General features: G+C 59.4%; 16 protein-coding genes. 4 read left to right on the top strand and 12 right to left on the bottom strand.

Translation table 11 applies throughout. The annotated features are described in order from the left end of the window. Positions 1–319: 319 nt before the first annotated feature. The 3 genes from BV034_RS04305 to rpsA form a co-directional block, all read right to left on the bottom strand. On the bottom strand, positions 320–3,421 hold the full coding sequence (locus BV034_RS04305; protein ID WP_050024476.1) for a PVC-type heme-binding CxxCH protein: 3,102 nt from the start codon (positions 3,419–3,421) through the stop codon (positions 320–322). A gap of 93 nt (positions 3,422–3,514) precedes the next feature. Next, the gene (locus BV034_RS04300; protein WP_063768672.1) at positions 3,515–4,060 is read right to left on the bottom strand and encodes a septal ring lytic transglycosylase RlpA family protein; all 546 of its coding nucleotides are present in this window, start codon (positions 4,058–4,060) and stop codon (positions 3,515–3,517) included. 233 nt (positions 4,061–4,293) lie between these two features. Then, positions 4,294–5,967, bottom strand: coding sequence for a 30S ribosomal protein S1 (gene rpsA, locus BV034_RS04295; protein WP_009958826.1), 1,674 nt, complete (start codon positions 5,965–5,967; stop codon positions 4,294–4,296). Positions 5,968–6,201: 234 nt separating this feature from the next. Between rpsA and BV034_RS04290 the strand changes: the two genes are divergently transcribed. Next, positions 6,202–7,680, top strand: coding sequence for a Mur ligase family protein (locus BV034_RS04290; protein WP_081887567.1), 1,479 nt, complete (start codon positions 6,202–6,204; stop codon positions 7,678–7,680). Here the strand turns inward: BV034_RS04290 and BV034_RS04285 are convergent. Both BV034_RS04285 and BV034_RS35635 read right to left on the bottom strand, forming a co-directional pair. Then, positions 7,645–9,858 (bottom strand): redoxin domain-containing protein, encoded by a 2,214-nt coding sequence (locus BV034_RS04285; protein WP_050024473.1) that lies wholly within the window; start codon positions 9,856–9,858, stop codon positions 7,645–7,647. The two genes, BV034_RS04290 and BV034_RS04285, sit on opposite strands and share 36 nt — an antisense overlap. A gap of 304 nt (positions 9,859–10,162) precedes the next feature. Beyond that, the gene (locus BV034_RS35635) at positions 10,163–10,738 is read right to left on the bottom strand and encodes a hypothetical protein (protein WP_265592613.1); all 576 of its coding nucleotides are present in this window, start codon (positions 10,736–10,738) and stop codon (positions 10,163–10,165) included. Positions 10,739–10,777: 39 nt separating this feature from the next. On the opposite strand from BV034_RS35635, the gene BV034_RS04280 reads away from it, so the two are divergent. The 3 genes from BV034_RS04280 to BV034_RS04270 are packed head-to-tail and all read left to right on the top strand — an operon-like array spanning position 10,778 to position 14,941. Next, positions 10,778–13,324, top strand: a complete 2,547-nt coding sequence (locus BV034_RS04280) for an N-acetylmuramoyl-L-alanine amidase (protein WP_265592612.1) — start codon at positions 10,778–10,780, stop codon at positions 13,322–13,324. Further along, the gene (locus BV034_RS04275; RefSeq protein WP_050024469.1) at positions 13,321–14,094 is read left to right on the top strand and encodes a hypothetical protein; all 774 of its coding nucleotides are present in this window, start codon (positions 13,321–13,323) and stop codon (positions 14,092–14,094) included. The genes BV034_RS04280 and BV034_RS04275 overlap by 4 nt, the downstream gene beginning before the upstream one ends. 46 nt (positions 14,095–14,140) lie before the next feature. Continuing rightward, complete coding sequence (locus BV034_RS04270; protein ID WP_265592611.1) at positions 14,141–14,941, top strand: hypothetical protein; 801 nt, start codon at positions 14,141–14,143, stop codon at positions 14,939–14,941. A gap of 369 nt (positions 14,942–15,310) precedes the next feature. Here BV034_RS04270 and BV034_RS04265 read toward each other — a convergent pair whose 3' ends face one another. The 7 genes from BV034_RS04265 to BV034_RS04235 form a co-directional block, all read right to left on the bottom strand. Beyond that, the gene (locus BV034_RS04265) at positions 15,311–16,453 is read right to left on the bottom strand and encodes a hypothetical protein (protein ID WP_050024465.1); all 1,143 of its coding nucleotides are present in this window, start codon (positions 16,451–16,453) and stop codon (positions 15,311–15,313) included. 449 nt (positions 16,454–16,902) lie between these two features. Then, positions 16,903–17,346, bottom strand: a complete 444-nt coding sequence (locus tag BV034_RS04260) for a hypothetical protein (RefSeq protein WP_050024463.1) — start codon at positions 17,344–17,346, stop codon at positions 16,903–16,905. 238 nt (positions 17,347–17,584) lie between these two features. Continuing rightward, positions 17,585–17,845, bottom strand: a complete 261-nt coding sequence (locus BV034_RS04255; protein WP_050024461.1) for a hypothetical protein — start codon at positions 17,843–17,845, stop codon at positions 17,585–17,587. A 2-nt stretch (positions 17,846–17,847) separates the two neighbouring features. Further along, positions 17,848–18,726 carry a hypothetical protein gene (locus BV034_RS04250; protein WP_050024459.1) on the bottom strand — a complete coding sequence of 293 codons (879 nt, stop codon included), beginning with the start codon at positions 18,724–18,726 and terminating at the stop codon, positions 17,848–17,850. A 517-nt stretch (positions 18,727–19,243) separates the two neighbouring features. After that, entirely contained in the window at positions 19,244–20,590 is a 1,347-nt protein-coding gene (locus BV034_RS04245; protein ID WP_265592610.1) for an ABC transporter permease, read from the bottom strand. A gap of 94 nt (positions 20,591–20,684) precedes the next feature. Continuing rightward, a complete protein-coding gene (locus tag BV034_RS04240) occupies positions 20,685–21,359 on the bottom strand; it encodes an HAD family hydrolase (RefSeq protein ID WP_050024455.1) in 675 nt (224 codons plus the stop codon). A 116-nt stretch (positions 21,360–21,475) separates the two neighbouring features. Next, positions 21,476–23,653 (bottom strand): thioredoxin domain-containing protein, encoded by a 2,178-nt coding sequence (locus BV034_RS04235; RefSeq protein WP_050024454.1) that lies wholly within the window; start codon positions 23,651–23,653, stop codon positions 21,476–21,478. Positions 23,654–23,738: the final 85 nt, after the last annotated feature.

The following is a 23,738-nucleotide window of genomic DNA, read 5'->3' as shown; positions in this document are numbered from 1 at the left end:
GAGGTGCCGACGGAACCGTTCGACTCCCCTTTGAGGTCATGGCGAGGCCCGGTCATCGGGCACGCCCCATCCCCCATCTCTTTGGGTTCATACATCAACGCACGAGCCTGCGTCATCCACAGACCTCATTTTGTTTCGACCCATCCTGTGTCTCCTCATGCGCACGCACATTCCCTTCTGCCACGACATTGCCTCCCCTTCAGGCCCGCTGAACCCGCCTACCAACTCCAGTCCACCTCGAACCCGGAGGGTTCATGAGATAACTCGCACAAAAGAACCAGGAACTTATTCTCCATTCCTAATTCATCATTCCTAATTTCTACTTCAGCGTCTCCACAAACTCCAACAAATCCGCCATCCCCTGCGCATCCATCCCCGCCTCCAGACCTTCCGGCATGAGCGACAGGCCGCCGGCCGACATCTTTTTCACCTGGGCACGTGCCACATTCACCTCCGCCCCGGCGGTCATCCTCACCGTCACCCCCGTCGTATCGTCCTTGGAGAGCAACCCGCCCAGAGTCTGGCCGTCCTGCGTCTCCACCGTGTAGGCGATGAACTGTGGAGCCACCTCTTTGTTGGGATCAAGAATGGCGCTGAGGAGCGCCTCACGTCCCTTGGCCTTCACCGTGATGAGGTCCGGCCCCACTTGAAAGCCCTGGCCCCCTGCCCGGTGGCAGGTGAAGCACCGCTGCATGAACACCAACTGCCCCCGCGTGGCGTCTCCCTTGAGTGAAGAGGCGGGCTGAAACTCCGCGATGACCGTTTCCCGTGGTTTGGGGATCACTGCGGCCAGCACTTGTTTGGTCAGCGCCGCCACTTTGGGATTCGTGTGCTTGATGAGCGCCTGCACCTGAGCGCTGGAGAGTTCCTCCGGCTTCAGCACAGGCTGGCCACCGCCCATGTTTTGGTACAGCGCCAGGATGCGCTCAGGACGGGACAACAAGCCATCCAACGCCGCCGCGCGAGCTGCGGGCTGGAGACCCGACCACGCCTCGATCAGCACTTCCGCCACGGAGGGATCATTGAAGCGCACCAGCGACTGCACAGCGGATTGCTGCAGGTCCGCCGGTTGATCCTTTTGCAGCAGTGCCGCCAGGGCAGGGCGCGCCTGGGCATAAGGCGCCATCTCCAGCAGGGTCACCGCCTCGTGACGTCTCGAACTCGTAGCCCCGGCATTCGCCGCCTCTTTGGCGGCCAGGTCAAAGATGGGCTTGAAGACACCCTTGTCATCCTTTTGCGCAAGCGAACTCCCCCGCTGACGCAATCCCTTGTCCAGAGCTCTCAGCCGCTCCGTGCTGCTGCCAGATCCTTTTGAGAGATTCTCCATGAGCCATGCCAGATCCTCAGGCTCCTGGCGGGCGGCGATCACCTGCACCAGTTCTGCAATGCGGGACTCAGGAATGCCATTGGGAGTGGACGCACGCACATTCCCAAACAGCTCCCGCGCCAGCGCCGGAGGCCCAGAAACCAAAGCGCTGTACGTCCAGTCATCCTGATCCTCCGCCAGCAACCGGGACGCGGTCTCCAGCAACGTGCGGCTCGTCTCCCGCCCCTGCCCCGCCAGCATCTCGGGTGTAAAATAACTTCCCAGGGTGAAGGCGAGCTGCATGCGCACCCGCGGAGCGGAATCCTCCGCGCACGCCGCCAGTTGCTGGCGCAGCGTCTTGCCCACCCGGACCTCCAGAGGCAGCCCCTCACTGAGACGGATGCCAAGTTCCCGCACATGCTCATCCTTATCCTGAATGGCCGCCAGCACCTGCGCTTCACCTACGGCATGGAAGACCTCGAGCAACCACAAGGCATGAAACCGCGCCAGCGGACTTTGGGTTTCAATCAACAACTTTTCCAGGAGCGGCACCACCGCCTTGTCCTGCCGTTCATAGATCAGCCGGGAGGCCGTTTCACGATGCCAGCCGTTGGCATGCTCCAGGTTCTTCACCAGACCAGCGAGATCCATGCCGGCAAAATTCGCACGCTGGTGCTGCCCTGTCGGCAGTCCAGCGGTCGGCGTGATCCGGTAGATGCGCCCCCGGTCATTGCCGCTGTTCAGATCCAGGTGTTGCTTGATCTCGTCCGGGATGGCCCAGGGGTGCTCGATGGTCTCCCGGTACATGTCCATGGCATAGAGACAGCCATCCGGCGCATTGGCGAAGTTCACAATACGGCACCAGGTGTCCTTGGAGGCGGCAAACTCGCGCCCCCGCTCATCGGCCGGGCGCTCGCCCTCCAGGCTCGCCCCCTTCTGCCGCAGCACCTTGCGATGGATCAACTGGCCACCCGCATCTCCCGTGAAGGTGTTGTTCACGAACTCCGGTCCGTAGGCATCACCCCTGTACACCGTCGTGCCGGTGGCTCCGGTGAAATAGCCTGACACACGACCTCCCCCTTCCACCGCCCCTTTCACCACCCCGGCGATACGCCAGCGGGTGCGGATGATGCGCCAGGGCTCATCTGGACTGAGACGAAACACCTCTGCCGCACCACCATCCACCGCGATACTCTGACGCACCTGGGGAAAATTGAAATAGGGGTTTCGCCGGGCATAGGCGTCATCACACACAAAGAACTGCAGGTGGTCGCTGTTGCTGCACACGAACTTGCGCCCGTACGTGTCATAGCTCATGCCGTACTGGCCGCCCCCCGCTTCAAGGCCGAACTCATGAGTTAGCGGATCGAACCAAAAATCCCGCCCGCCCAGCTCCACCTCCGGCAGGTCCGGCCTCTTCAGGCACTTCACCTTGCCGCGGTTCCCGCCGCCGGCTTGAAGGTGCACCCGGCTGTCCATGCCCCACTGCGGACAGTTCGCCATGCCCTGCACGTTCAGAATCTTGAGACCCGTGCCGAAGCCCGTGTACACCACCTCCCGCTTTTCAGCCCGGCCATCGCCGTCTTTGTCCTCGAACCGGATGATGTCCGGTGTCGCGATCACATAAAGCCCCCCATTGGCCCAGATCAACCCCGTGGGCCAGGCCAGGCCTTCGGCGAACACCTTGCTGGACTCATAGCGACCGTCGCCGTCCTTGTCCTCCAGCATGGAGATGCGCCCCAAGTGCGGCGTTTCATCGCGACGCTCCGAGTAGTCAATCATTTCACACACGAACATGCGTCCGCGCTCGTCAAAGCTGACCGCAATGGGATCCCGCACCAGCGGCTCATGCGCGGCGATCTCCAGCTTGAAGCCCTCCTTCACCTGCCAGGTGGCCAGAGCGTTCTGCGGCTCCACCGGAGGCAGTCGGGGCAGATCCTTGGCAGGATCCACCGCAACCGTGCCCTTGGTCGCCCCATAGGCCTCCCGGTGTGTCGTGACCGACTTGATGCCTCCCGCAGGCTCGGCGGCAGATGCCCGGTGAACCGGTGCCACCAGACCGGCAATGAACAACACAATCGTACCTGATAGCAGGGGGCAAGGCAGCAGTTTCATAAGGGCGCAGAGCAGCGCATGAAACCTACGCCATGCGCCGCGCCAACTGAACGCCCCTTGTGCCGCGTTTCGGTATTATTGTGACAGGCAGCCCTATTCGACAGAGGCCAACACGCGCTTTTCTTCAGCGAGCACGGTCACCTCCACCGGCACCACACCGGCCTTGAGCATGCCCAGATCCTTGGCGGCCTTCAGGGACACGTCAATGATGCGGCCCCGTACATAGGGCCCGCGGTTGTTGATGCGCAGCACCACCTCACGCCCGTTTCGCAGGTTCTTCACCAGCACCTTCGTGCCGAAGGGCAGCTTCTTGTGCGCCGCCGTGTAGGTGTTCTGGTTGTAGATCTCACCATTGGCCGTCTTGCGGCCGTTAAATCCATTGCCATAGCTGGAGGCGATGCCGCGCTCCGACTTGCCAGACGGCCGCAGCTCCTTGCGGGTGTCCAGCGAGGCCTTCGCCTTCACCATGAGTCCGCGCACCGCCGCCTGGATGCGCTGCGCATCCTGCACCTCATGCTCCGCATCCACAGCCGCATCGGCCCCGGATTCTTCAGGAGTAATTTCAACGAACTCATCTTTGCGATAGTCATTCAACATGATGGACGCACCCGTCATCACGACTGTGGCCGCGACGAGCATGCACGCTTTTCTGGAATAATTTCTCAACATGGGGGTTAAAAGCTAGCGCCCTTTGCTGCATGAGGAAACCATAAAATGACCCTGTGAAGGCCACCTAGGAGAATCCACCAACGGGCATCAAGGGATCGCAAATTATTCCCAGAACGGCTGTAAAAAAGAGGAGCCCCTTTTGGGGGGCTCCTCCGCAGATCTGTATGAAATGTATGGAGAATAAATTCTCCTCGAACTCAAGCTTAACCCTGGCCCGGACGGTATTCTTCCGTCGCGAACTTGAAGGCCTGCTCCAGTCCGACGAGGTCGGTGCTGGGGCGGAGGCTTTCGAAGGCTTGGCTTTCCTTCTTGAGGGACTCTTCGTCGTAGTTGACCGCCTTGACGGACAGGCCGATGCGACGCTCGACTTTGTCCACCTTGATGACGCGGGCTTCCACTTCGTCGCCAACGTTGAGCACGTCCTTGACGCGGTTGACGTGGTCTTCGCTGAGCTGGCTGATGTGCACGAGGCCGTCGATGTCGTCCTCGAGTTCCACAAACGCGCCGAAGCTTGCGATCTTGGCCACGCGGCCCTTGACGAGGTCGCCCACTTTGAAGCGGGTGTCGATCTCGCTCCAAGGATCACCTTCGAGCTGCTTGATACCAAGGCTGATGCGCTGGTTGGCCTTGTCGATCTCAAGGATCGTGGCTTCCACTTCCTGGCCCTTCTTGAGGACTTCGGAGGGGTGGTTGATCTTGCGGGTCCAGCTGAGGTCGGACACGTGGATCATCCCGTCGATGCCTTCCTCAAGCTCCACGAACGCGCCGTAAGCTGTGAGGTTGCGCACCTTGCCCTTCATCTTGGTGCCAATCGGGAAACGCTCATCAATGTTGTCCCAAGGATTGGTGTCAAGCTGACGCACGCCAAGGGAGATCTTGCGCTCTTCCTTGTTGATTCCGAGAACCTGGGCGTCCACTTTCTGGCCGACCGTAAGCACGTCGGAAGGACGGGCGATACGCTTGGTCCAGGAGAGCTCGGACACGTGGATGAGGCCTTCGACGCCTTCTTCCACTTCCACAAACGCGCCGTAAGCGACGAGCTTGGTGACGGTGCCGTGCACGCGCTGACCCACGGGGTAGCGGTTTTCGATGCTTTCCCAGGGGTTGGACTGCATCTGCTTGAGACCGAGGCTGACGCGCTCTTTCTCGCGGTTCACTTCCAGGATCTGGACGTTCAGCTTCTGGCCGATCGCCACGAGTTCGGAAGGATGGTTCAAGCGGCCCCACGTCATGTCGGTGATGTGAAGCAGGCCGTCCATGCCATTGAGGTCCACGAACACACCGAAGTCGGTGATGTTCTTGACAATCCCTTCGACTTTGTCGCCGGGCTTGACGCTCTCGAGGAACTTCTGGCGCTGTTCGGCGCGCTCTGCCTCGATAACTTCGCGGCGGCTGAGCACGATGTTTTTGCGCTCGTCGTTGACCTTGACGATCTTGAATTCGTAGACCTTGCCCACGTACTCGTTGAGATCGCGGGGAGGAATGATGTCGATCTGGGAGCCGGGCAGGAAGGCTTCGACGCCCACGTTGACCATGAGGCCGCCTTTGACGACGCTCTTGACCTTGCCTTTGACGAGACCGCCGTCGAGGAAGACGCGGTAAATCTTGTCCCAGTTCTGCTTGTGGGCGGCCTTCTCCTTGGAGAGAACGACCATGCCTTCGTCGTTTTCGAGGCGCTCCAGAAGCACTTCGATTTCGTCACCCACCTGGATGTCCTCGTCTTCAAACTCGGAGTGGGGGATCGCGCCCTCGGACTTGTAGCCGATGTCCACAAGGACAACCTGGGGCTTGATTTCAAGGATCCGGCCTTTGACGATGGATCCTTCGTGAAGAGTGCGGAAGGATCCTGCGATCAACTCCGCGAGCGTTGCGCTCATGTGTATTATTCTTGGGTTTGTAATGTTGCCACTGAAACGCCGCGGGGCTGCCTGGGGCGCTGTTCGTCCTGCCTTGAGGCCCCGCAGCGAACGTGAAGTTAAAGGCCGGAATGAAGCGGGCCGGGACGTTCGGGGGTTTTGGGTCGAAAGCAAGTTTTTTCGCCCCGGGCACCGCTGAAAAGCTGCCGAAAAACTGGCCAGACGGGGGCTCCGCGGGCTAAATTCCCTGAGAAAATGCCCTCCCCCACCCCCAATCGCTCCTCCAGCACAATACCGGCCCGTTTCCCCGCTCGTGTCCATTTTGTCGGTATCTGCGGGCGGGCCATGGGGGCGGTGGCGATGGAATTGGCGCGACTGGGGATCCGAATCACCGGTTCGGACCAGCACGTTTTCCCGCCCATGGGTGGATTGTTGGAGCACGCTGGCATCTCCTACCACACCGAGTTCTCCGCCGCCCACCTCACCCCCACACCTGACCACGTGGTGATCGGCAGCTACTTCAGCCCGGCCAATATCGAGGTCGCGACCGTGTTGGAACGCCGCCTCCCCTGGTCCACCCTGGCAGGTTTTGTGGAAAGGTACTTCCTCCAGACCACCCAGAACCTCGTGGTGGCGGGCACCAACGGCAAGACGACTACCACGGCCATGCTGACGTGGATCTTAAAAGCGGCCCGCATGAACCCCTCCTACCTCGTGGCTGGAGAGTCGCCCAATCTTGGGAAAATGTTCCACTCCAGTCAGCGCCGCAGCGGCCCTTTTGTCCTGGAGGGCGACGAGTACCTTTCCGGCTTGGGTGATCTCAACCCCAAGTTCCTCCACTACCGTCCCCATCGCGTGCTAGTGACCAATCTACACTGGGATCACGTCGAGGTCTTCCCTGCAGAGCGGTCCTACCGGGCCGGATTCGAGGCCTTGGTCGATCTCCTGCCACCCTCTGGAGGGCTGGTGCTGAACGCGGATGACCCCGGAGCGCTCGCTCTCGCTGATCGTCACCAGCTCGCCGGCACGGAGACGGTCGGATTCTGCCGACACGCCCAGCACCGGATCACTGGCTGGCGACAGGGGCGCGAACTCCAGACCTTCCGCTTCATGGGGGAAACCTTCAGCCTCCCCGCCTTCGGAAAAATCTACGCTATCAATGCTGCCCTTGCCGTCACCCTGGCTCGGCAAGAAGGCGTGCCCCTCCACCAGGCCGCCCAAGCCCTGACCTCCTGGCAGCCCGTGAAAGGCCGGCAGGAGATCCTCGTGAACTCGTCACATCTCACCGTGCTCAAGGAGGAGGCCTACCACCCCCACGCCCTGGCTGGGGCGGTGGAAGCGGCGCGCGCCCGCTTTCCCCGGCGTCGCCTCGTGCTCTTGCTCCAGCCTCGCTACACCGGTGGTGCCGAAGGCCCCCACCAGACGGCCCTGCCCGGGGCGCTGTCCGGGGTGGACTTGGCCCTGGTCACCGATCCCTTGGAAATCGCCCCGGTCTCCCGCGCTTTCTCAAGCCGGGCCCTTTGCAGCGCAATCCGGCGCAGCGGCATCGAGGCGCATCACGTGGCCAAGGTTGCTGATCTCATTAAGAAGTTCCAAAGTCTTCACCAACAAGGAGACGTGGTGATGGTTTCCCTGGCCTACCGGAATGAAGCAATTTTTGATCGGATTCAGGAGATAACATTCAGCAAAGGGAACACGTCACCACCGCAACAATCTCCTTCCCTCCTCCAGTAGAAATCGCGCATTGCTGAAGGGCTTCCGCCCCACATCCCACCAACGGACATTGCCCTTTCCATCCACGAGAAAGGTGCCGTGAAGCGGTTGGTTCTCAAAGTCATCAAAACAACGCCAGGCCTTGAACTGCTCAAGCCCAGGGTCTGTGAATAATGTCATGGTAGTCGCCTTGTCCGGTGACTCCGCCTTCAGCGATGGCTGGCTGCCCACCACCACCAGATCCACTCCCAATTTTTGGTACTCCTCCAAAACGGCAGTGAACCCCTGCAACTGCTCCACGCAGTGGGCGCAGTCACTGCCGAGATGGAAGATCAGCACAAATGGCCGTCCAGCGTGCTCCTCCAAAATATCCACCGGTTTTCCCAGAGCATCCGTCAGCCGGAGATGCGCCGCAGAGGCAGGCTTCCAGTAAAGGGGTCCCATCGATTCAGGCACCTGTTGCCTTTTCCTAGTACCTTCCACCCCTGGGGCAATCCGCCAGTTGCCAGACATGCCCCAGTCCCCGGCCAAGGATTCCAGCCTCCGGATCGCAGGAAGATTCTCATCCGCCATAGCTGCGGAATGACGCAGCTTTTCAAACAGCACCTTCGCCTCACCCTGCTGCTGGAAGGCTAGGACAGCCTCCAGTTTGAGATGCAGCCCTATGACATCGTCATCTAGTTGCTTGCTCAACACCAGCGCCTGCGAGGTCTCTTCAAGCAAAAGGTGGTACCGCAACAACCTTTCTTTGGGGATGTCATTCGACCGGCCCAAAAGATCCAGCACCACCTTTGCATCCTGCTGCTCATTCATGGCAACCAGTGCCCGAAGTTCCGCAATGGCAGGAGCCGCCCTGTCCTCAGGAGGATCTTCACTGAGAGCCGTCTTGCGTCTTTTTGTGGCCGCTGCCGCTGGGGCCTTCGCCACCTGCGACCTCGAACCTTCAGTAGCACCGGACGTGGCGGGCGGCTGATCCTGAAGCCTGGCCAGACACTGACGAAGACGCGACTCGTCCCCCTTGAAAAAGGCGGCCACGCCCAGCGCCCGCCACCGCTCCACACTCACGCCAGATACTGCCCCTGCATCGAGATAGGGTGATCCCTCCAGCGCCAGAACGTCATCCCAGAGCTCGAACTGAAGAGGGATCTCCCAGAGGTATTTTTGACCGTAGGCAGAAGTGCTCCGGTCTCTTTGAGGCGTGTTGTAAGACGGGTGCCGGGGGATCTCGATAAGATTGCGAGCAATCGTCATAGCCTCGCCGGCGCGCCCCAGGCGGACCAGACTGCGGATCAACCAGTCCGAATTGTGGGCATAGTTGTGGATCTGGTCCGGCAGAATTCGCGACTTCAAAAGCCAGGCATGATCCACCCTGGTCGCCGCCTCCTGGTGCCACGCAGCCTCTGCATAGCGGTTCAGCCGCGTGAAAATGTGACCTGGCATGTGCCACATGTGAGCGATCGCGGCAGCCGAGGGGCCGCAGACATCAACCGAGGGCAGCCCGCGCGCCGCCTGGGGCCCGTCCCACCAGTGAATGAAATAGTGATGTGCTGGATGCTCCGGCTCCGCTTCAAAGATTTCCGCGAACCTCTGCTCCACCCGCTTCGTATTCACACCCTGCACGCGATCTTCCCTTGCCCGCCATGCCGCCCACACATAGAAAGCCTTCGCCTCCAGATCCTCGGGATGGTGCCGGCTGATCTCCTCAAGGTCATCCAAGAGAATGGTCCATCGTTCACGCTTGGTGCTGGCATCTCGTGAAAAGTACGCCACCCCAGCCTGAATCCACGCTTTCTCCCGTTCCGTGGCACCATCCTGACGCCTTGCCGCCTCGGCAATCAAACTGCGAGCCCGGTCCACATTGCTCCAGTTGGCCATGGCGCAGCCCCAATATCCCATGGCGCAGTTTCGATCCAACAGAATCACCTGCTTAAAAGAACGCTCCGCCTCGAAGTACCCAAAGCCATGCAGCAGACCAACCCCCTGCTCAAAAAACTTCTGCGCCCGCGGATCGGCCGAGCTGATAGGAAAGTGCACCCGGCCCGTGCCCGGCGTCAAAACCGCCGCCTCATACGGGACGCCCCTGAAAGTTCCTTGATGGGAACCGTGATTCGGCAATGGATCGTCAGCGAGAGCCCCCACGGTACACACGGCCAGGGACACGTGGAATACAACACCACGCACGAGCCGCAGCTTCGGCATAAGTTGCCGAACCCGCCACTTTACGAAACTGACAGGATACCCCTCCGATCTCCTGGTTAAACCAACCACGGCGCAATAGTTCATCGTCGCAAAAAAATCTGAGCAGTGAAATGACCGCATGGAAAAATTCCCAGTTCCTTCAAAAGGAAGGCTCATCGGTTATCGGAGAAGATTTATTTTCCTGCATGCCATTGACAATTTAGTGGAGCAACTGATACTACACCAAGTTAATATACATAACGCTAATTTGGCTGACTCCACAAGGGGAGGTCGGAACTAAATCCCTCCGGCCATGTTGAAGGCATCAGTCTGTTCGCCCCTTCCATTTCGACTCAGAGCAGTTCTTCACACCCTCTTCATGGTAGGTGCCGTGATGTGCCCCCTCGGGCCTCAGGGCCACGGAGAAGGAAAAAGGAATCCGGCTCACGGATACACTGAACCGCCCGCACGGACGCCCAGCTATGAGAAGTATCTCGACGAGCCTGACAGCCTTGATGACTGGCTGGCATGGAGGGCGGGGCTTGATCCGAATTACAATCTCGGATACACATTCCTCGAACTCCTCAAGAGAACCCCCGCCGGAGTGCCACGCTATCTGACGCTCGATGAACTCACCGATACCACTGGCGCGGGCATTCCCGATGTCATTGTGGACTTTTTCGGTGTCGACACCTCCGATCCCCTCTTCGCTGACAGCGACACCGGAGGCACCGGCTACTCGCTCACGGAAAGGTACTGGGCGGGAGAAGATCTCGGGGATTCCGGAGCCGCAGCCCTGAGCTGGGCCAACGACGGCGTGCCCAATGTCTGGAAGCTGCGCTACGGGCTGGATCCGGTGGACCCCACCGTTAGTTTCGCGGATCCCGATGAAGACGGCCATGAGAACTTCGTCGAGTATCTGCTTGGCCGTGATCCCCTTGTGGCCGACCTGGGCAGCCCGGGAAAAGGCACTGCCCCGGATGCAGCGGGCACTCTGCAGAAGGCCGCCGCAAGAGCCACGTCTGACGATAGAGAAAGCAAAGGTGCCTCCGCAAAAGAGGTGGCCAGACGAAGCTCTCCTGTGGCCAACAACCTGACGCCTCCGCCCGACACCGATGCAGACGGACTGGACGACACCCTTGACGCCGACCCCAATGATCCCGTCGTCAACTGGCTGCGCGCTCCGGAAAGCCGCTATCTGGTGATCCCCTTGGGCGGCGTCTGGAGCCCCAAGTTCATCAATGACAACAGCGAAGTCCTTGGCGAATTTCAGGATGAGGACTCATGCTCCTGCGATCCCGTGGACAGACAGTTTGCCGTGTGGAAGGACGGCACGTGGACAGAGCTCAACACTGCCGTGGCCCTGCTCGACAAAAAGCCAGGCGCTCCCAGCCAGACCCAGACCAGGAAGGTGCAGGTGGTCACAGGTTTAGACAATACCGGCGCCATCTACGGCGAGGTCACGTCCCTGGGCCAGCCTGATTGTGGCGTCTACCCGGAATACGGCCCCGGAGCCGTCCGCTGGGCCTCAAGCACCGCCACCCCGCAGCTGATCATCAGCCAGAAGCTCTATGAAACAACCACGTCAGGCTCCCTGGAGAAGACCCACCTCGCCCGGTACCTTCCCGGAGGACTCAGCTGGAACCTGGAAGAGTCGGACTTCACCCCGAACTTTACCCCCAATCACCTTGTCGCCACCCTCGAATCCGAGCTTCAGATCAACGGGCAGGTATTCGAATACTCCTTGGACACCACCTATGTCCTGGGAGCCTGCAGCGTGGTGGAAGTCGACAGTCAGGTTGAATCCGGCACCCGTTACGAAGTGCGCGGCACCACCCGCTCCGGCTTTGGCATTCTGAAAGACCTCAACAACTTCCAGGCGGGATCCGCCTTCCACCTCATCAATCCCGCCGGCGCGTTGGAGGCACTGACCGGGAGCTTCGCGGGCAACTCCGTCAAGATCATCGAGTCACCTCCTCCGACAAGCACCGTGGGCCGACCCATCCTTGTCATCCCCTCCGGTCCCTATGCCACCAGTTCCCACATCAAGAGCCTGTACGGATGGGAGGCAACGCAAACCTCCATCCCAGGAGGCAAGATGAACAGCCAGGGCATCGCCATCGGCAACGGCAGCAGCTCCATCTGGCGCAACGGTCAAACCCTGCCCATGGTCTCCCTGGTCGATGAGAAAGAAGCTGATGGGGTAACTCCTGTCTGGAACGGCTTTGGCCTGATCGACATCAACTCCAGCGGAGTCATCGCCGCTGTCGGCCTTCGGGGCGAGGAGGGGGAATTCGAGCCTGTACTGCTGGTACCAGTAGATGTAGTCGAGTTGTCGCCAAAACTTCGGGATTCGGACAACAATGAAATTACTGGTTCTGAAGTCCCAAAATCGCTTCCTGAGAGTAATCCAACTGTAGAGGAAGCACCGAACACCAACCGCATCGCCCATCGGGAACTGAAAGTGAGAGTCGGCGTAGTGTTGAAGAACAAGAAGGTGACTTGGTCTATGGATCCAAAATTTACCCCAGAGGGGCAGAGCGAGCCAAGTTTTCGAGGAGATTGGGCTGAGGCAGCAGCAACCCACCAGGACCGATTTGAAGCATCAACGGCCTATGGCGCGCACTCGTATAGTCGTATTTCTCAAGAACAGGCGGAGACGACAATTGGCGTCGACGGCTTCACCGCGATTCGGGTCAATCTGCCGCCGATTGGTTTTAACAAGGCTCGCATCAAGATCCAGGTTGAAGGAACCCAAACGCCAATTGAGCTTGGTGATTTAGATGTTCAAGCTGTGATTGTGATCGACCCCGGCCACGGCGGCACTCCACAAACTGATTTTCCTTCGGCTTCCTGGAACCACGCCACAAGTCCAAGTGGCGTGATGGAGAAGACGATGGCGCTTAGCTATGGCCTAGCCTTGAAGACCTCACTTGAGGCGCATGCGCAAAACGAGCACCTCAACCTCAAGGTGCTTATCACCAGAAGCACTGACACGGCAATCTCTGGCCGTGACCGGGCATACCTGGCACGTGACAATGGCGCAGACCAAATATTCATCATCCACTTCAACGCATCGCAGCAACATACCGCTCGTGGATCTCTGGAAGTACGACAAGACCCAAATTTGACGGGCTCTTTGCAAGAAGATATTGATTTCATTGATGCGGTCTTAGACCGCATGGTAACGGCAATGCAACCCTTCGATGCCGGATGCAACCGCCGTGCGGAGGTCTTGCTGGACACGACGGTTGCCACCGACACCTATCTGGGCAACGAGAACGACTATCATCCGGTGAGAGCAGGATATTGTGAAGTTGAATTTATTGACTTCGGGGCACACACGCCATCCGACCCCACTGACGACGCTGTTGACATCCTGCTGAATACTGGTCCAAACGCGGGAGCAGTTAAGACGGCGATCACCAACGCCATGCGGGATGGTATCATCCATGATCTCAAATCGCAGCCGGAAGCTACACCATGAAGAAGAATATCATTGCCTTTATTTTGTTCGGACTCTTGATCTTTCTTGTCTTTGCACTTTTTCAAAGACAACGCAACGAGACAGATCCGTCGAACGCCCTTCGTGCCGAGAACCATCCCGGCATCCTTCCATCACCATCGGCTCACCTTGAAAACAGCGCAGCCGAAGCGGCTGTCCAGCTCGTTCCCCGGACCGCGAAAACCGATCCAAACACTCTCCACAGTTCCCCGCGGTCTGAGTACGTCTGGCACACCCAGCCCACGTCCAAGGGAGCGATCAAGAACTTGAAGGGAGAAGTCATCTTTCAGGCAACGGAGGAGCTTCCATTCATCTCGATGCGGAGCAAGACAGGCATCTCCCGGGTGGTGATCGTTTCGGGCAATCGCAACGCCTTTGTGATCGACCCTGAAACGAAGCAGCGAACCGCTCTACCCAAACAGCCGCCTGGCGATGGCACAAAAGGATTTGAGACCTGGGAATGGATCAACAACAACACTTTGATCGCAGAGTATCATGTGCAGGCGATGGGCGGAGATGGGAAGCCCGTGGGATGTTGCGAAGGTCACAGTATCGCGCAGACAAAACTCTACGCCTACAACCTCAATACAAACACACTGGTTGAGGTTGCCCTCCCCAAACCATTGAAGGGAACAGCGTTTACCATTGGCCGCGTAGCAAGCGACGGTTCGATTGAAGTAGTGCAAGCTTCCAACCACCTGTCTGGAGGAAACCAAGTGGGATGGTTTGAAATTGCGACAAACCAAAAGTAGCCGGATGAAAACCTCCCTCTTGATCCTTGTGCCGATGAGATTGTGCATGAGCACCATCGCCTCCCTTGGGCTGGACAGCGTGCCTGACCGCAGTTCAGAAGTCATCGGAGCGCCCGTCGCCCCCCCCAGGCCAGATGCAGACTATCTCCCCGCTGGCCCGGGATTGACGAGCCTGGTGAACTCAGAAATCCTTCAGGACATCGCCACCCGCGCCACAACCGCCCTTTCCCTGGCCCCCAATGATGCCTCCGGCCAATTGGCCTCATGGTACCCCCAACTTCAGACCTGGACCACCCAGGCCTCGTCCGCTGCGACATCAAAGGCTCATGCAGACATCTTTGGATTGATTCCCACCATCTCAGCCTATTTCGCAAGAGACCCAGCAGCCGGAGAACTTTCTGACTCTCTGGTCGAGGTCCAGAAGCTGATGGAAACCGCTGGCCAAGTCATTGTCGATGCCATCTCACAGAGCGTACAGGAAAGTGGGGGCATCGTGTCCGCAGGCAACTTGTCGAAATTTGTTGAAGTCTTTGCCACCGGGAAGCTGGCCCAGGGCGGACAGTGGGCCACAGAAGCTCCCCCCATTGATTCCGCGGGCATACTGATTCTGAACGCCGCCTCGGTGTTGACCCAGCTCAAGGCAGGACCGTGGCAGCTTGCCAAACAGTTCCTGGGAGGGGAAACAACCGCCGGCGAATATTTTTCACGCTACCTGCCCGCCGGCGACGGACTCACCGTGCTGAAGACCAGCTATGCCACCAACCAAGTGGCACTGGCCGCGAAGTTCGATGAGCTAAAAAACTGGGTTGATGAACAGGAGGAGCTTGCAAACCCTGAAGGCAATTGATGTCACAGCCCACAATCTCTCGGCCATAGCCGCACGAAGATGATTTCGGCGAAGCGTTTTTTGATCAAAACCAGGGGTCCCTACTGACGAAAATGCGCTCTAAAATTCCGACAACCTCAGCCCCACCGGCAGTCCCCAAGGGAGCGGGTTGGAGTTCCGTTTTGAGCGGCGTATTTTCATCAAAGTCGGATCGTGAGCTCCATCGAGGCGGCGGCCTGGCACCCATCTACTCGTGGTGGCTGTCGGCACGTGAATTCACCTGCTTTCGCCTGGAGAACTGATTCCGTCCCGCATGCGGGGACGGCACTCCAACCCTCTCCGCTCACACAATATTTTCCCCGAACCTTCACTGACGCACTGAGTCCCCGGCTAAACACGCACCACCAGATCATCCATGATGAACTGCCAGTAGTGCTCGGTGGCAAAGCGCACCCGGGTCACGTTGCGGAATCTCGGTTCATACCACACGGGACCCAGCGCAGAGAGCTCCACCCGGTCCACCGCCACCAGCACATCTCCCTGAAAGGCTTCGATGACCGCCAGTTCACCCTCAGCACGAATCCATCCCAGGGTCAGATGGCATCCGAGGAGATCAAACCCGTTCTCATGGAGGACCTCCGCCGGATGGCCGGAGCCATTGTAGGTCACCATGCGACCTGAGATCGTGCCGTTCACATAGCCTTCCCCCTGGTAGAAGGCATTGTCCACCGCCACAAAGTTGTCCCAGCCCATGCCCGCATAGCCGTTGGGAATCTTGCCAATGCCCGCCTGCACCGCTGACTCAAAATCGATGGTCCGCCAGTCGCCGCCGACGTCAGGGGCGTATTCGCGGTCTGCATTGAGGTCACCTACGTGTGCAGGAAAAGATCCCACGGTCACCGGACGGGCAAAGCGACCATGCACCAGCTCGAAGTGCCCTGCTCCGCAGCGAACGCTGAATTCATGGCCCCGACCCTGCCGCTGGCGCTGCCAAATGAACGGCGCGTCGTTCCCCGGACTCGTATTGCCTTGAACCCGCCTCAGGTCGAGGTCTTCGCCCCCCATTGATGCCAGATCCAGCGTGGCTCTCACGGACAGCACGGGTGCCAGCCCCACCAGCTGTGGTGGTTGCAGGCAGATCAGCCCCGCCACAGAGCCGGCCAGAGCCACAAACTCCACCTCCTGCACCGCATTGCCCGTTGTCACCACCCACCCAGGGGGCGCAATGACTTCAAACGTCCGCCTGCCGGGCTTCTGGATCAGGCTTGCCTCCTCTGAGGTGGACATCTCAAAGTTGCTGAAACCCGCAATGTTAGACTGTTTCACCACCACTTCCTCCCCTGCACTTCGCATCTCCACCGCCACCGAGGCCAGCGGCCGGTCCCCCAGGTCATAGCGGCCGCTTCGGTTGGTGTCCCGAAAGACGAAGACGGAGATGTTGAGCTTGCCGCTGCTGCCGGACCAGTCTTCGCGTTTGCGGTAGTAACTGTCTGCGGGAGCAGCAGGCGAACTGGTGGGGCGAACGGACTTCATGGGTGAGGCGTGGACCAAAAAACACCCTCAATGACCGGATCTTTCCGCCCACTGAGAGTGCTTGAAAAAAAGGTCTGCCATCGCCATTCGTTACTCACGGGTTCACGGCAGTCCAACGACGAGGGGCGATCTAGCCGCCGCCACCACCATTGGTTGGCGGGGGCGGGGGTGGCGGCACGGTGGCAGGATAGCTCTCGTCAGAGAATATCGTTTCGGGGGTCGGCTTTGTCGGGGTGCTCATGGCTGCTCTCCTTTGGTAGGGTTGGGTCTTACCTTGAATCTCACTTCACGGGAACTTGCTCCAAGTCGCATCGAACACCGAACCGGGGTCCCGCGTCGGGTGAGTGTACCGGGGCCATTTCCCACAGGCAATCGTTTTTCGACTGGAGGTCGGAATCACTTTTCCAGCCAACGCCAATGAAGCCTTCCTTAATCCTGCCTCGGGAGCCTCACTCCTCCGCATACCAACGCACGTACTCCACCTTCTCTGCCGGTCGGATGGCCTCGAATTCAGCGCGGTATTTGCGGCCCCTGACCGTGTAAGGGTATTCCACCTTGGGAGCGAGAATCAGGCGGTCGGGCGGCGTCCAGACCGCTCGCAACTGAGCCAGCGAGTATTCAGAACGATACGGGAAAACGTCCACCAGCGGCAGTTGATGACGGCCGTTGAGAAGGTGGCTCACCACATTTCCAGTGCAGCGATCCACAGCCCGTTGCGCCGTCACAGAGTCCTGCCGACTTTGGGCGAGATGATAAGTTGTCAGGGCGGTGGACACATCCGCGTAGGCCATGCTGGCCCCATCCCGGAAACCGAGAAACCACCCACCCGCCCCGGCGGCGAGCAATACAAGGAGAACGACGATCAGAGACAACAGGCGTTTAAGGATCTTCATGGCTCAGGAATCAGTGCAGGGATGGTTTCTGCTTGGTGAGCCTCCTTTGTCCAGGTCGGAACAACCCGGCAAAATGCCTCGCGCAGGCGATCCGGCAAGTTCTGATAGCGTGATGCCAAAAACTTTTCTCCGGGAATAACCCGGCATCGCATCTACGAACATTGGATATATGAAACAACAATTACCCCACTCATGGGGCTTTGTGGCGCACATGCCGAAGCTAAAATCTCAATAGCCATCACTCGATCAAGTCGCCAATTCGTTCCTTGAATCGATACGCTTTGTTCCAACGATACGCTCCCAGTTCCTCGTTGAATTCCAAATTACCGATCCGAACCATTTCGCCCAGAACGGTTATCGCCAGGTTTCCAATTCGGTTGCTAACGCTCGTGACGATGCTCGCATTGTCCTGTTCAGAATAAAGGCCCAGAGCCAATCCCACCAGATAGGTGGCATCCGCACAGTCTCGCCATTCTGAAAAGTCTTCCGAAATGTTCATGCTCAAAAAATCACCGCCTCCCCCTCCACCACACTCCTCCGGAAAAACAGATCCCGGGCGGTCGCGGCAGCCCAGTTGATGATGCAGAAGCCGAAAAAGACGGCGGCAATATGGGCGCCGGGGCCGCCAATGGCAAAGAGAGGGATGACAATCAATGCAACCATCAGCACCAGACCACGATACCACACAGCGGGAGAGAACCGTTGATACTGAAGATCACGCCATTGGCAAAAGCAGGCCATAGCCAGACCGGCCAGGACCATGGCGGTGATCGTCCGCTCAAACAAGAATCCGACAGCAAAAAGCAGCAAGCCCCATCCCAGGGTGACAAAGATGAGCCGGTAGCCCCAGAGAGGTTTGCCATCGCTGGACTTGGAGGCCGAACTGGCGCCATACGGACGGGGAGCGGGCTTGATCTTCTTTCCCAGGAGCCAGCGATCGGTGCTGTAGTAAGCGATGAGACTGCTCGCAACGGGAAGGCCCACAATCCAGCCCATCATGACGTAGAAGGCAATCTGAGAATCTTCCGAGTGCATCCACCTCCACTCCGGATGAATCCACGGCAACCCAAAGGTGAGCACGATGACGCTCCAAGAAAGATTCCGCGGCACCTCTCTGGCACAATCTGGCCAGCGCTGGCGGAGCGCCTGCCAGGCTCCCACGATCAGCTTGATCAAGACGATCAGCCACAGCACACCACCATGCGCAATGAGATCACCAACATGATACGACTCCTTGCTCCCAATGCTGATGAGCCGGTCATCAAGATAAAGCACCACGAACTGGATCAGCAGGAGCTGCACCACGGCGATGAACAACACGCCGCTGGCGCGCACGAACAGACGTCGGGCGTGAGTTTCCGGGGGTGCAAGCCGGTCCATGCTGGAAAGTTAATCATGGATGCGGCGGAGAAACAAGTGGCGTTGTCGCAGGGGGCAACCCGAGAAATGTGCGCAAACGGGACCGACACCTTCGTTCACGCAACACTGCCAACTGCTCGACACAGGACTCCCCAAAGCGGCAATTCTTGCCGCAGTCCCAAAGATGCTTCGCATCCAGGTGAAGAGGGCTCCTAAATTGCTTGGAATTCATTCACCCTCCGATGTCGCTCCCCCCAGAGGCACTCTGTCCCCACCACGACCATCACCTGACGGCGAAGCCGTTTTGGGACTGCGGTGAGAATCACCGCTTTCGCGATGCCTTGTGACACCCATCCTCCGACCGGTTACCAACGAAGCCCATCCCGCCCGATTGACGTCACGACGCCAGCCAGCCCATCACTGGATGCGTCAGCCATTACATCGAACCACACCTATCCGACGTGGAGCGCGAGGCCCACTAGAGCCGGGACGGCTCTTCTACATTGGCAGCACCGCCCTAAGTGCAGCGTTCGTCCCTTTAATCCCGCAACGCCACCGCCGGCTCGGTACGAGCTGCCAGGAACGCAGGCACCAATGCCGCGACGGAGCAGAGCACAAAGGCACCGCCGCAGATGATGGCGACGTCCTTCGGCAGGACCTTGGCGGGCAGTTCGACAAGGCCGTAGATGGCGGGATCGAAGAGCTGGAGCTTCAACCGGTCGTTCAGAAAGTCGCGGATCGAGTTCAGATTGTACGCCACGGACAAGCCAACCGCGAGACCGCAGACGGCCCCAAAGGCACCCACCATCATGCCCTGCCAGAGAAAAACCCACATGATCTGGCCGATGCGGGTGCCGAGCGCGGCGATGATGCCGATCTCACGGCGCTTTTGCACAGTGACGGTGATCATGGTGTTCATCACGCAGAAGGCCGCCACGAGCACAATGATGAAGAGGATGATGTACATCATCATCATCTCATTCTGCACCGCACCGAAGAGACGGGCGTGGGCCTCCATCCAGGTGAAGGCCTCCCAGGAATCCGGAAGCACCTTGTCCTTCAATAGCTGCTCTTTGATCGGCCCGGCCATGTAGGGCTCCTGAAGTTCAATCCCGATGCTGGAAATGCCGTCATCGATGCCTCGAAGCTCCTGCGCCACATGCAATGGCACCACGCCGATGGCCATCTTGTCTGAGTCCTGAAACTGGGGCGGATTGATAATTCCTGTCACCTTCAGATCCAGCGGGAGGACCAGCTCCTTGAGCTGCTTGAACGCAGCCTGCTTTTCCGCCTCGGGTTTGTCATCGATCTCCCGAATGGTCTGGACGATGCCATTGAGATTCGATGGGGCATACACAGTCACTGTGTCCCCCACCTTCAGACCGAAGGAGTGAGCCACACCACCATCCAGCACGATGTTGTCTCCAGAGAGGTCGAGCTCACCGGATTCCACCATTTCCTTCTGCTTTTCCGCGAGCCGGTTGCCATCTTCCTGTTGAATGCCCCACATCCAGGCCGGAGCCATGCTCCCCTGGGACTCGATCAACAGCAACCCACGCACCATGGGCGAAGCAGAGACCACCCCCGGTGTCTTGCGCAGATCCTTGATCACCTCCCGCCAGGGTTTGTCGGCGGCATCTGGTGGGCGATGGTTCTCGCCAAACATGGAGGTGCCCCAGGCATCCCGAGCCTCAATATGTGCCTCGTAGCCCACCGCGAGCTCCTTCATCTGGGCATGGAAGCCCGCCATCACCGCGATGACCACGATCAGCACGCTCACCCCCAGCGTCACTCCCAGGATGGAGATGAGGGTGATGACGCTCACGAACGTCCGCTTGGGACGAAGGTAGCGGAGGGCGAGGTAGAGGCTGAAATTTTTGGTCACGGCGCGCAGTGTGGGTGGAGGCGTGGAGAATGCAAGGCACAAGGGCGGCACGGAGCCATCCCCTCGTGCGGTCGGCAGCATTCGGTTGATGCTGTTAATGACTGGCGCGGAACAGCTGAAAAAGTTCCGGCACCGTCACCTCCTCCAGGGACCGCAACTGCCGCCAGGCCCCCTGGAAATCCAGGTGGCTGGTGATGGCGCACGGCACCACCACACATCGCATGCCCGCAGCCGTGGCGGCACGAAGCCCGTTGAGCGAGTCTTCAAACACCACCGCCTGCGCCGGATCCACCTCCAGCTTGCTGGCGGCGTGTAGGAACAGACTGGGGTCCGGCTTTACTTTGCCGCCGGTGTCCTCCAGGCACGTCACATTGAAGAAATAGTCCCAAAGGCCCAGCTGCTTAAGCCAGCGGTCCACCCACTCGTGCGGGGAGCTGCTGGCCACGGCACAGGGGATGTTGTGATCACCAGCCTCCCGCAGGAGCTGGCGCACCCCCGGGAGCGTGTCCTTGCCGACCAGAATCTCTGAGACCCGCTGGCGACGCCGACTGGTGAGAGCCGGCCAATCCAGCAACGCACCGGTGCCCACCAGCTTCTCCAGAGCTGCGGCAGGGTCATAGACACCGAAATCACTGCCCACACACTGGGCCCAGGTCTCCAGCGGCAGGGGCTGCCCATGCTCGGCATACAGCTCACGCCACCCTTCATAAACGGCCGTTTCAGTATCCAGAATGAGACCGTCGAAGTCGAAGATCAGAGCGCGGGGCATTGTTGAAATGATGATTGGGGAATTGTGAATGCTAGATGAGAGCATCGCCGTTGGCGATGGATGGCACTTTAGACTGACTTGTGACCAATGAATTGGACTAAATCCAAAATCAGAGATCACAAATCCAAATTGCCATTCAACGCCTCCACCGTGGTTACGGGGGACTGGCAGACGCGGTTGCGGCAGACATAGGCGGCTGCCTGACCATTGACGGGTTTCATGGCCCCCAGCGCCTCGTTCTTGGTGGCGAGGAAGGCCTGGCCGGCACCACCATCCGCGTGCAGCAGCACCGCATGCGGCAGGTACCGGGACCGCACCGCCGTGGCCAGCGCCTGGAAACCGGCGTCATCCTTGCTCCCAGCGAGCACGATCTCCACCTCGCCATAATGACTGAAATCCAGCGCCGCCACCATGGCTGGCACGGTGAAGGGGCTCTCCTCCAGGCTTTTGCCAAAGAGGCGCAGCACCTTCTCCCCGCGCTCGCGCAGGTCCTCCCGGGCGAGCATGCGCGCCAGGCGGAAGAGGTTCATGGCCGCCACGCTGTTGGGCGAAGGCTCGGCGCTGTCGTAGTCCTCCTTCACCTGCAACACGGAGTTGGGGATGGCCTTGCTGACGCTGAAATAACCACCCTTCTCCGGGTCGCCATACTTCGTCTCAAACTCCTCCTGCAGAGCTGCGGCCCACTGGAGCCACTTCACGTCAAAGCCCGCTTCATACAGGTCTAGCAGGCCCTGGATGAGCAGCGCATAATCCGAGGCAAAGCCCTGCACCGTGGAGACGCCCTCACGCCAGCTCCGGCGGAGGTTCGAGCCCTTGTCAGAGAGATGGTCATGGATGAACTGCGCCGCCTGCGTCGCCAGTTCGAGGAAACTCGGCTCATTCAGCGCCCCGGCCGCACGCGCCAGGCCGGAGATCATGAGGCCGTTCCACGCCGAGAGCACCTTGTCATCCAGATGCGGACGTGGACGTTTGCAGCGCGCTTCAAAGAGCACCTTGCGCCCGCGCTCCAGGATTTCCGCCACCTTGTCCTCCTCCAGCTTGAAGTACTCCGCCGTCTTCTTGGGCGAGTACGCACGGAAAAGCGTGTTCAGCCCCTTAAGCTCCTCATGGGGATCACTCTCGGGACGTGCATTGCCATCGCGGCGCGCTCCATAAGCATAGCGGAAGATGCTGCCTTCCTCCTTGCCCAGCAGCTCATCGATCTCTGATGCCTTCCACACATAGAAGGCACCTTCACCCTTGGTGGTGCGCGTTTCATCCGTGTAGCTGTCGGCATCCTCGGCGGAGTAGAAGGCCCCTTCAGGATGACGCAGGTCCCGCTTCACGTACTCCACGATCTCACGTGCGATGGTGGCGAAGCTCTTCAGCCCCGTGTGTTGATAGCCCTCCACATAGGCCGTGAGGAGCTGCGCCTGGTCATAGAGCATCTTTTCATAGTGGGGAACGTGCCAGTAGCCATCCACCGAGTAGCGGTGGAAGCCGCCACCGATGTGATCGCGGATGCCGCCGTTGGCCATGCAGGTGAGCGTCGTCTTGCCCATGGCCACCGCCCAGTTGGACTCACTCTCCTCCTTTTTCAGAGCGAGATGCTTCTTCAGCCGACCCAGCAGGTTCAGCGTCACCGGGCGGGGGAACTTGGGTGCGCCGCTGAAGCCGCCCTCATGGTAGTCAAAAGCGTTCGACACATCGTCGTACGCCTTCTTCATCACCGCATCGAAGGGGGCGTCGTGATGCTTCTGCTCATCCTCGATGTACTCCTGCAGTTTCTGGATGGCCGCTTCACTGCGCTCCATCACTCCAGCACGGTCATCTTTCCAGACCTCGGCAATTTTCAGGCACAAGGCGCGGAAGCCCATCCGCCCGCCCTTGTCTTCCGGCGGGAAATACGTGCCGGCAAAGAAAGGCTTCAGTTCCGGAGTGAGCCACACGTTCAGCGGCCAGCCACCCCCACCGCTCACCGCTTGCGCATAGGTCATGTAGGTGAGGTCCACATCTGGACGCTCCTCACGGTCCACCTTGATGGAGATGAAATGCTCGTTCAGCACCTGGGCTGTCTCCTCATTCTCAAAAGACTCCCGCTCCATCACGTGGCACCAGTGGCAGGTGGAGTAGCCGATGGAGAGAAGGATAGGCTTGTCCGCCTTGCGCGCCTGCTCAAAGGCCGCCTCCCCCCAGGGGAGCCAGTTCACCGGATTATGCGCATGTTGCAGCAGGTACGGAGACTTCTCGCTGGCGAGGGCGTTCGTGTGCTTGGGCGTGGGCGTCGTGGCTGGCGGCGTATCGGTCTGGCTCATGCGTCAAATTCGTGAAAAAGGAGAAGCTCCCGCCCGGACGGCGGTCAGCAGAAGAGATCAACAAACAAAACGTAACGGAGGAACC

This window comes from Verrucomicrobium sp. BvORR034, from assembly GCF_000739635.1.
In the GTDB taxonomy this organism is placed as follows: domain Bacteria; phylum Verrucomicrobiota; class Verrucomicrobiia; order Verrucomicrobiales; family Verrucomicrobiaceae; genus Verrucomicrobium.
Note: the sequence above shows the minus strand (reverse complement) of the source record. Positions and strands in the feature narration are given on the sequence as shown.

Coding starts and splice junctions, on each gene's coding strand:
- BV034_RS04305 (WP_050024476.1), bottom strand. CDS start 3,421: ATGAAACTGCTGCCTTGCCCCCTGCTATCAGGTACGATTGTGTTGTTC.
- BV034_RS04285 (WP_050024473.1), bottom strand. CDS start 9,858: ATGCCGAAGCTGCGGCTCGTGCGTGGTGTTGTATTCCACGTGTCCCTG.
- BV034_RS04275 (WP_050024469.1), top strand. CDS start 13,321: ATGAAGAAGAATATCATTGCCTTTATTTTGTTCGGACTCTTGATCTTT.
- BV034_RS04250 (WP_050024459.1), bottom strand. CDS start 18,726: ATGGACCGGCTTGCACCCCCGGAAACTCACGCCCGACGTCTGTTCGTG.
- BV034_RS04260 (WP_050024463.1), bottom strand. CDS start 17,346: ATGAAGATCCTTAAACGCCTGTTGTCTCTGATCGTCGTTCTCCTTGTA.
- BV034_RS35635 (WP_265592613.1), bottom strand. CDS start 10,738: ATGGCCGTCTTCATCGGGATCCGCGAAACTAACGGTGGGGTCCACCGG.
- BV034_RS04240 (WP_050024455.1), bottom strand. CDS start 21,359: ATGCCCCGCGCTCTGATCTTCGACTTCGACGGTCTCATTCTGGATACT.
- BV034_RS04290 (WP_081887567.1), top strand. CDS start 6,202: ATGCCCTCCCCCACCCCCAATCGCTCCTCCAGCACAATACCGGCCCGT.
- BV034_RS04235 (WP_050024454.1), bottom strand. CDS start 23,653: ATGAGCCAGACCGATACGCCGCCAGCCACGACGCCCACGCCCAAGCAC.
- BV034_RS04265 (WP_050024465.1), bottom strand. CDS start 16,453: ATGAAGTCCGTTCGCCCCACCAGTTCGCCTGCTGCTCCCGCAGACAGT.
- BV034_RS04270 (WP_265592611.1), top strand. CDS start 14,141: ATGAGCACCATCGCCTCCCTTGGGCTGGACAGCGTGCCTGACCGCAGT.
- BV034_RS04300 (WP_063768672.1), bottom strand. CDS start 4,060: ATGCTCGTCGCGGCCACAGTCGTGATGACGGGTGCGTCCATCATGTTG.
- BV034_RS04255 (WP_050024461.1), bottom strand. CDS start 17,845: ATGAACATTTCGGAAGACTTTTCAGAATGGCGAGACTGTGCGGATGCC.
- rpsA (WP_009958826.1), bottom strand. CDS start 5,967: ATGAGCGCAACGCTCGCGGAGTTGATCGCAGGATCCTTCCGCACTCTT.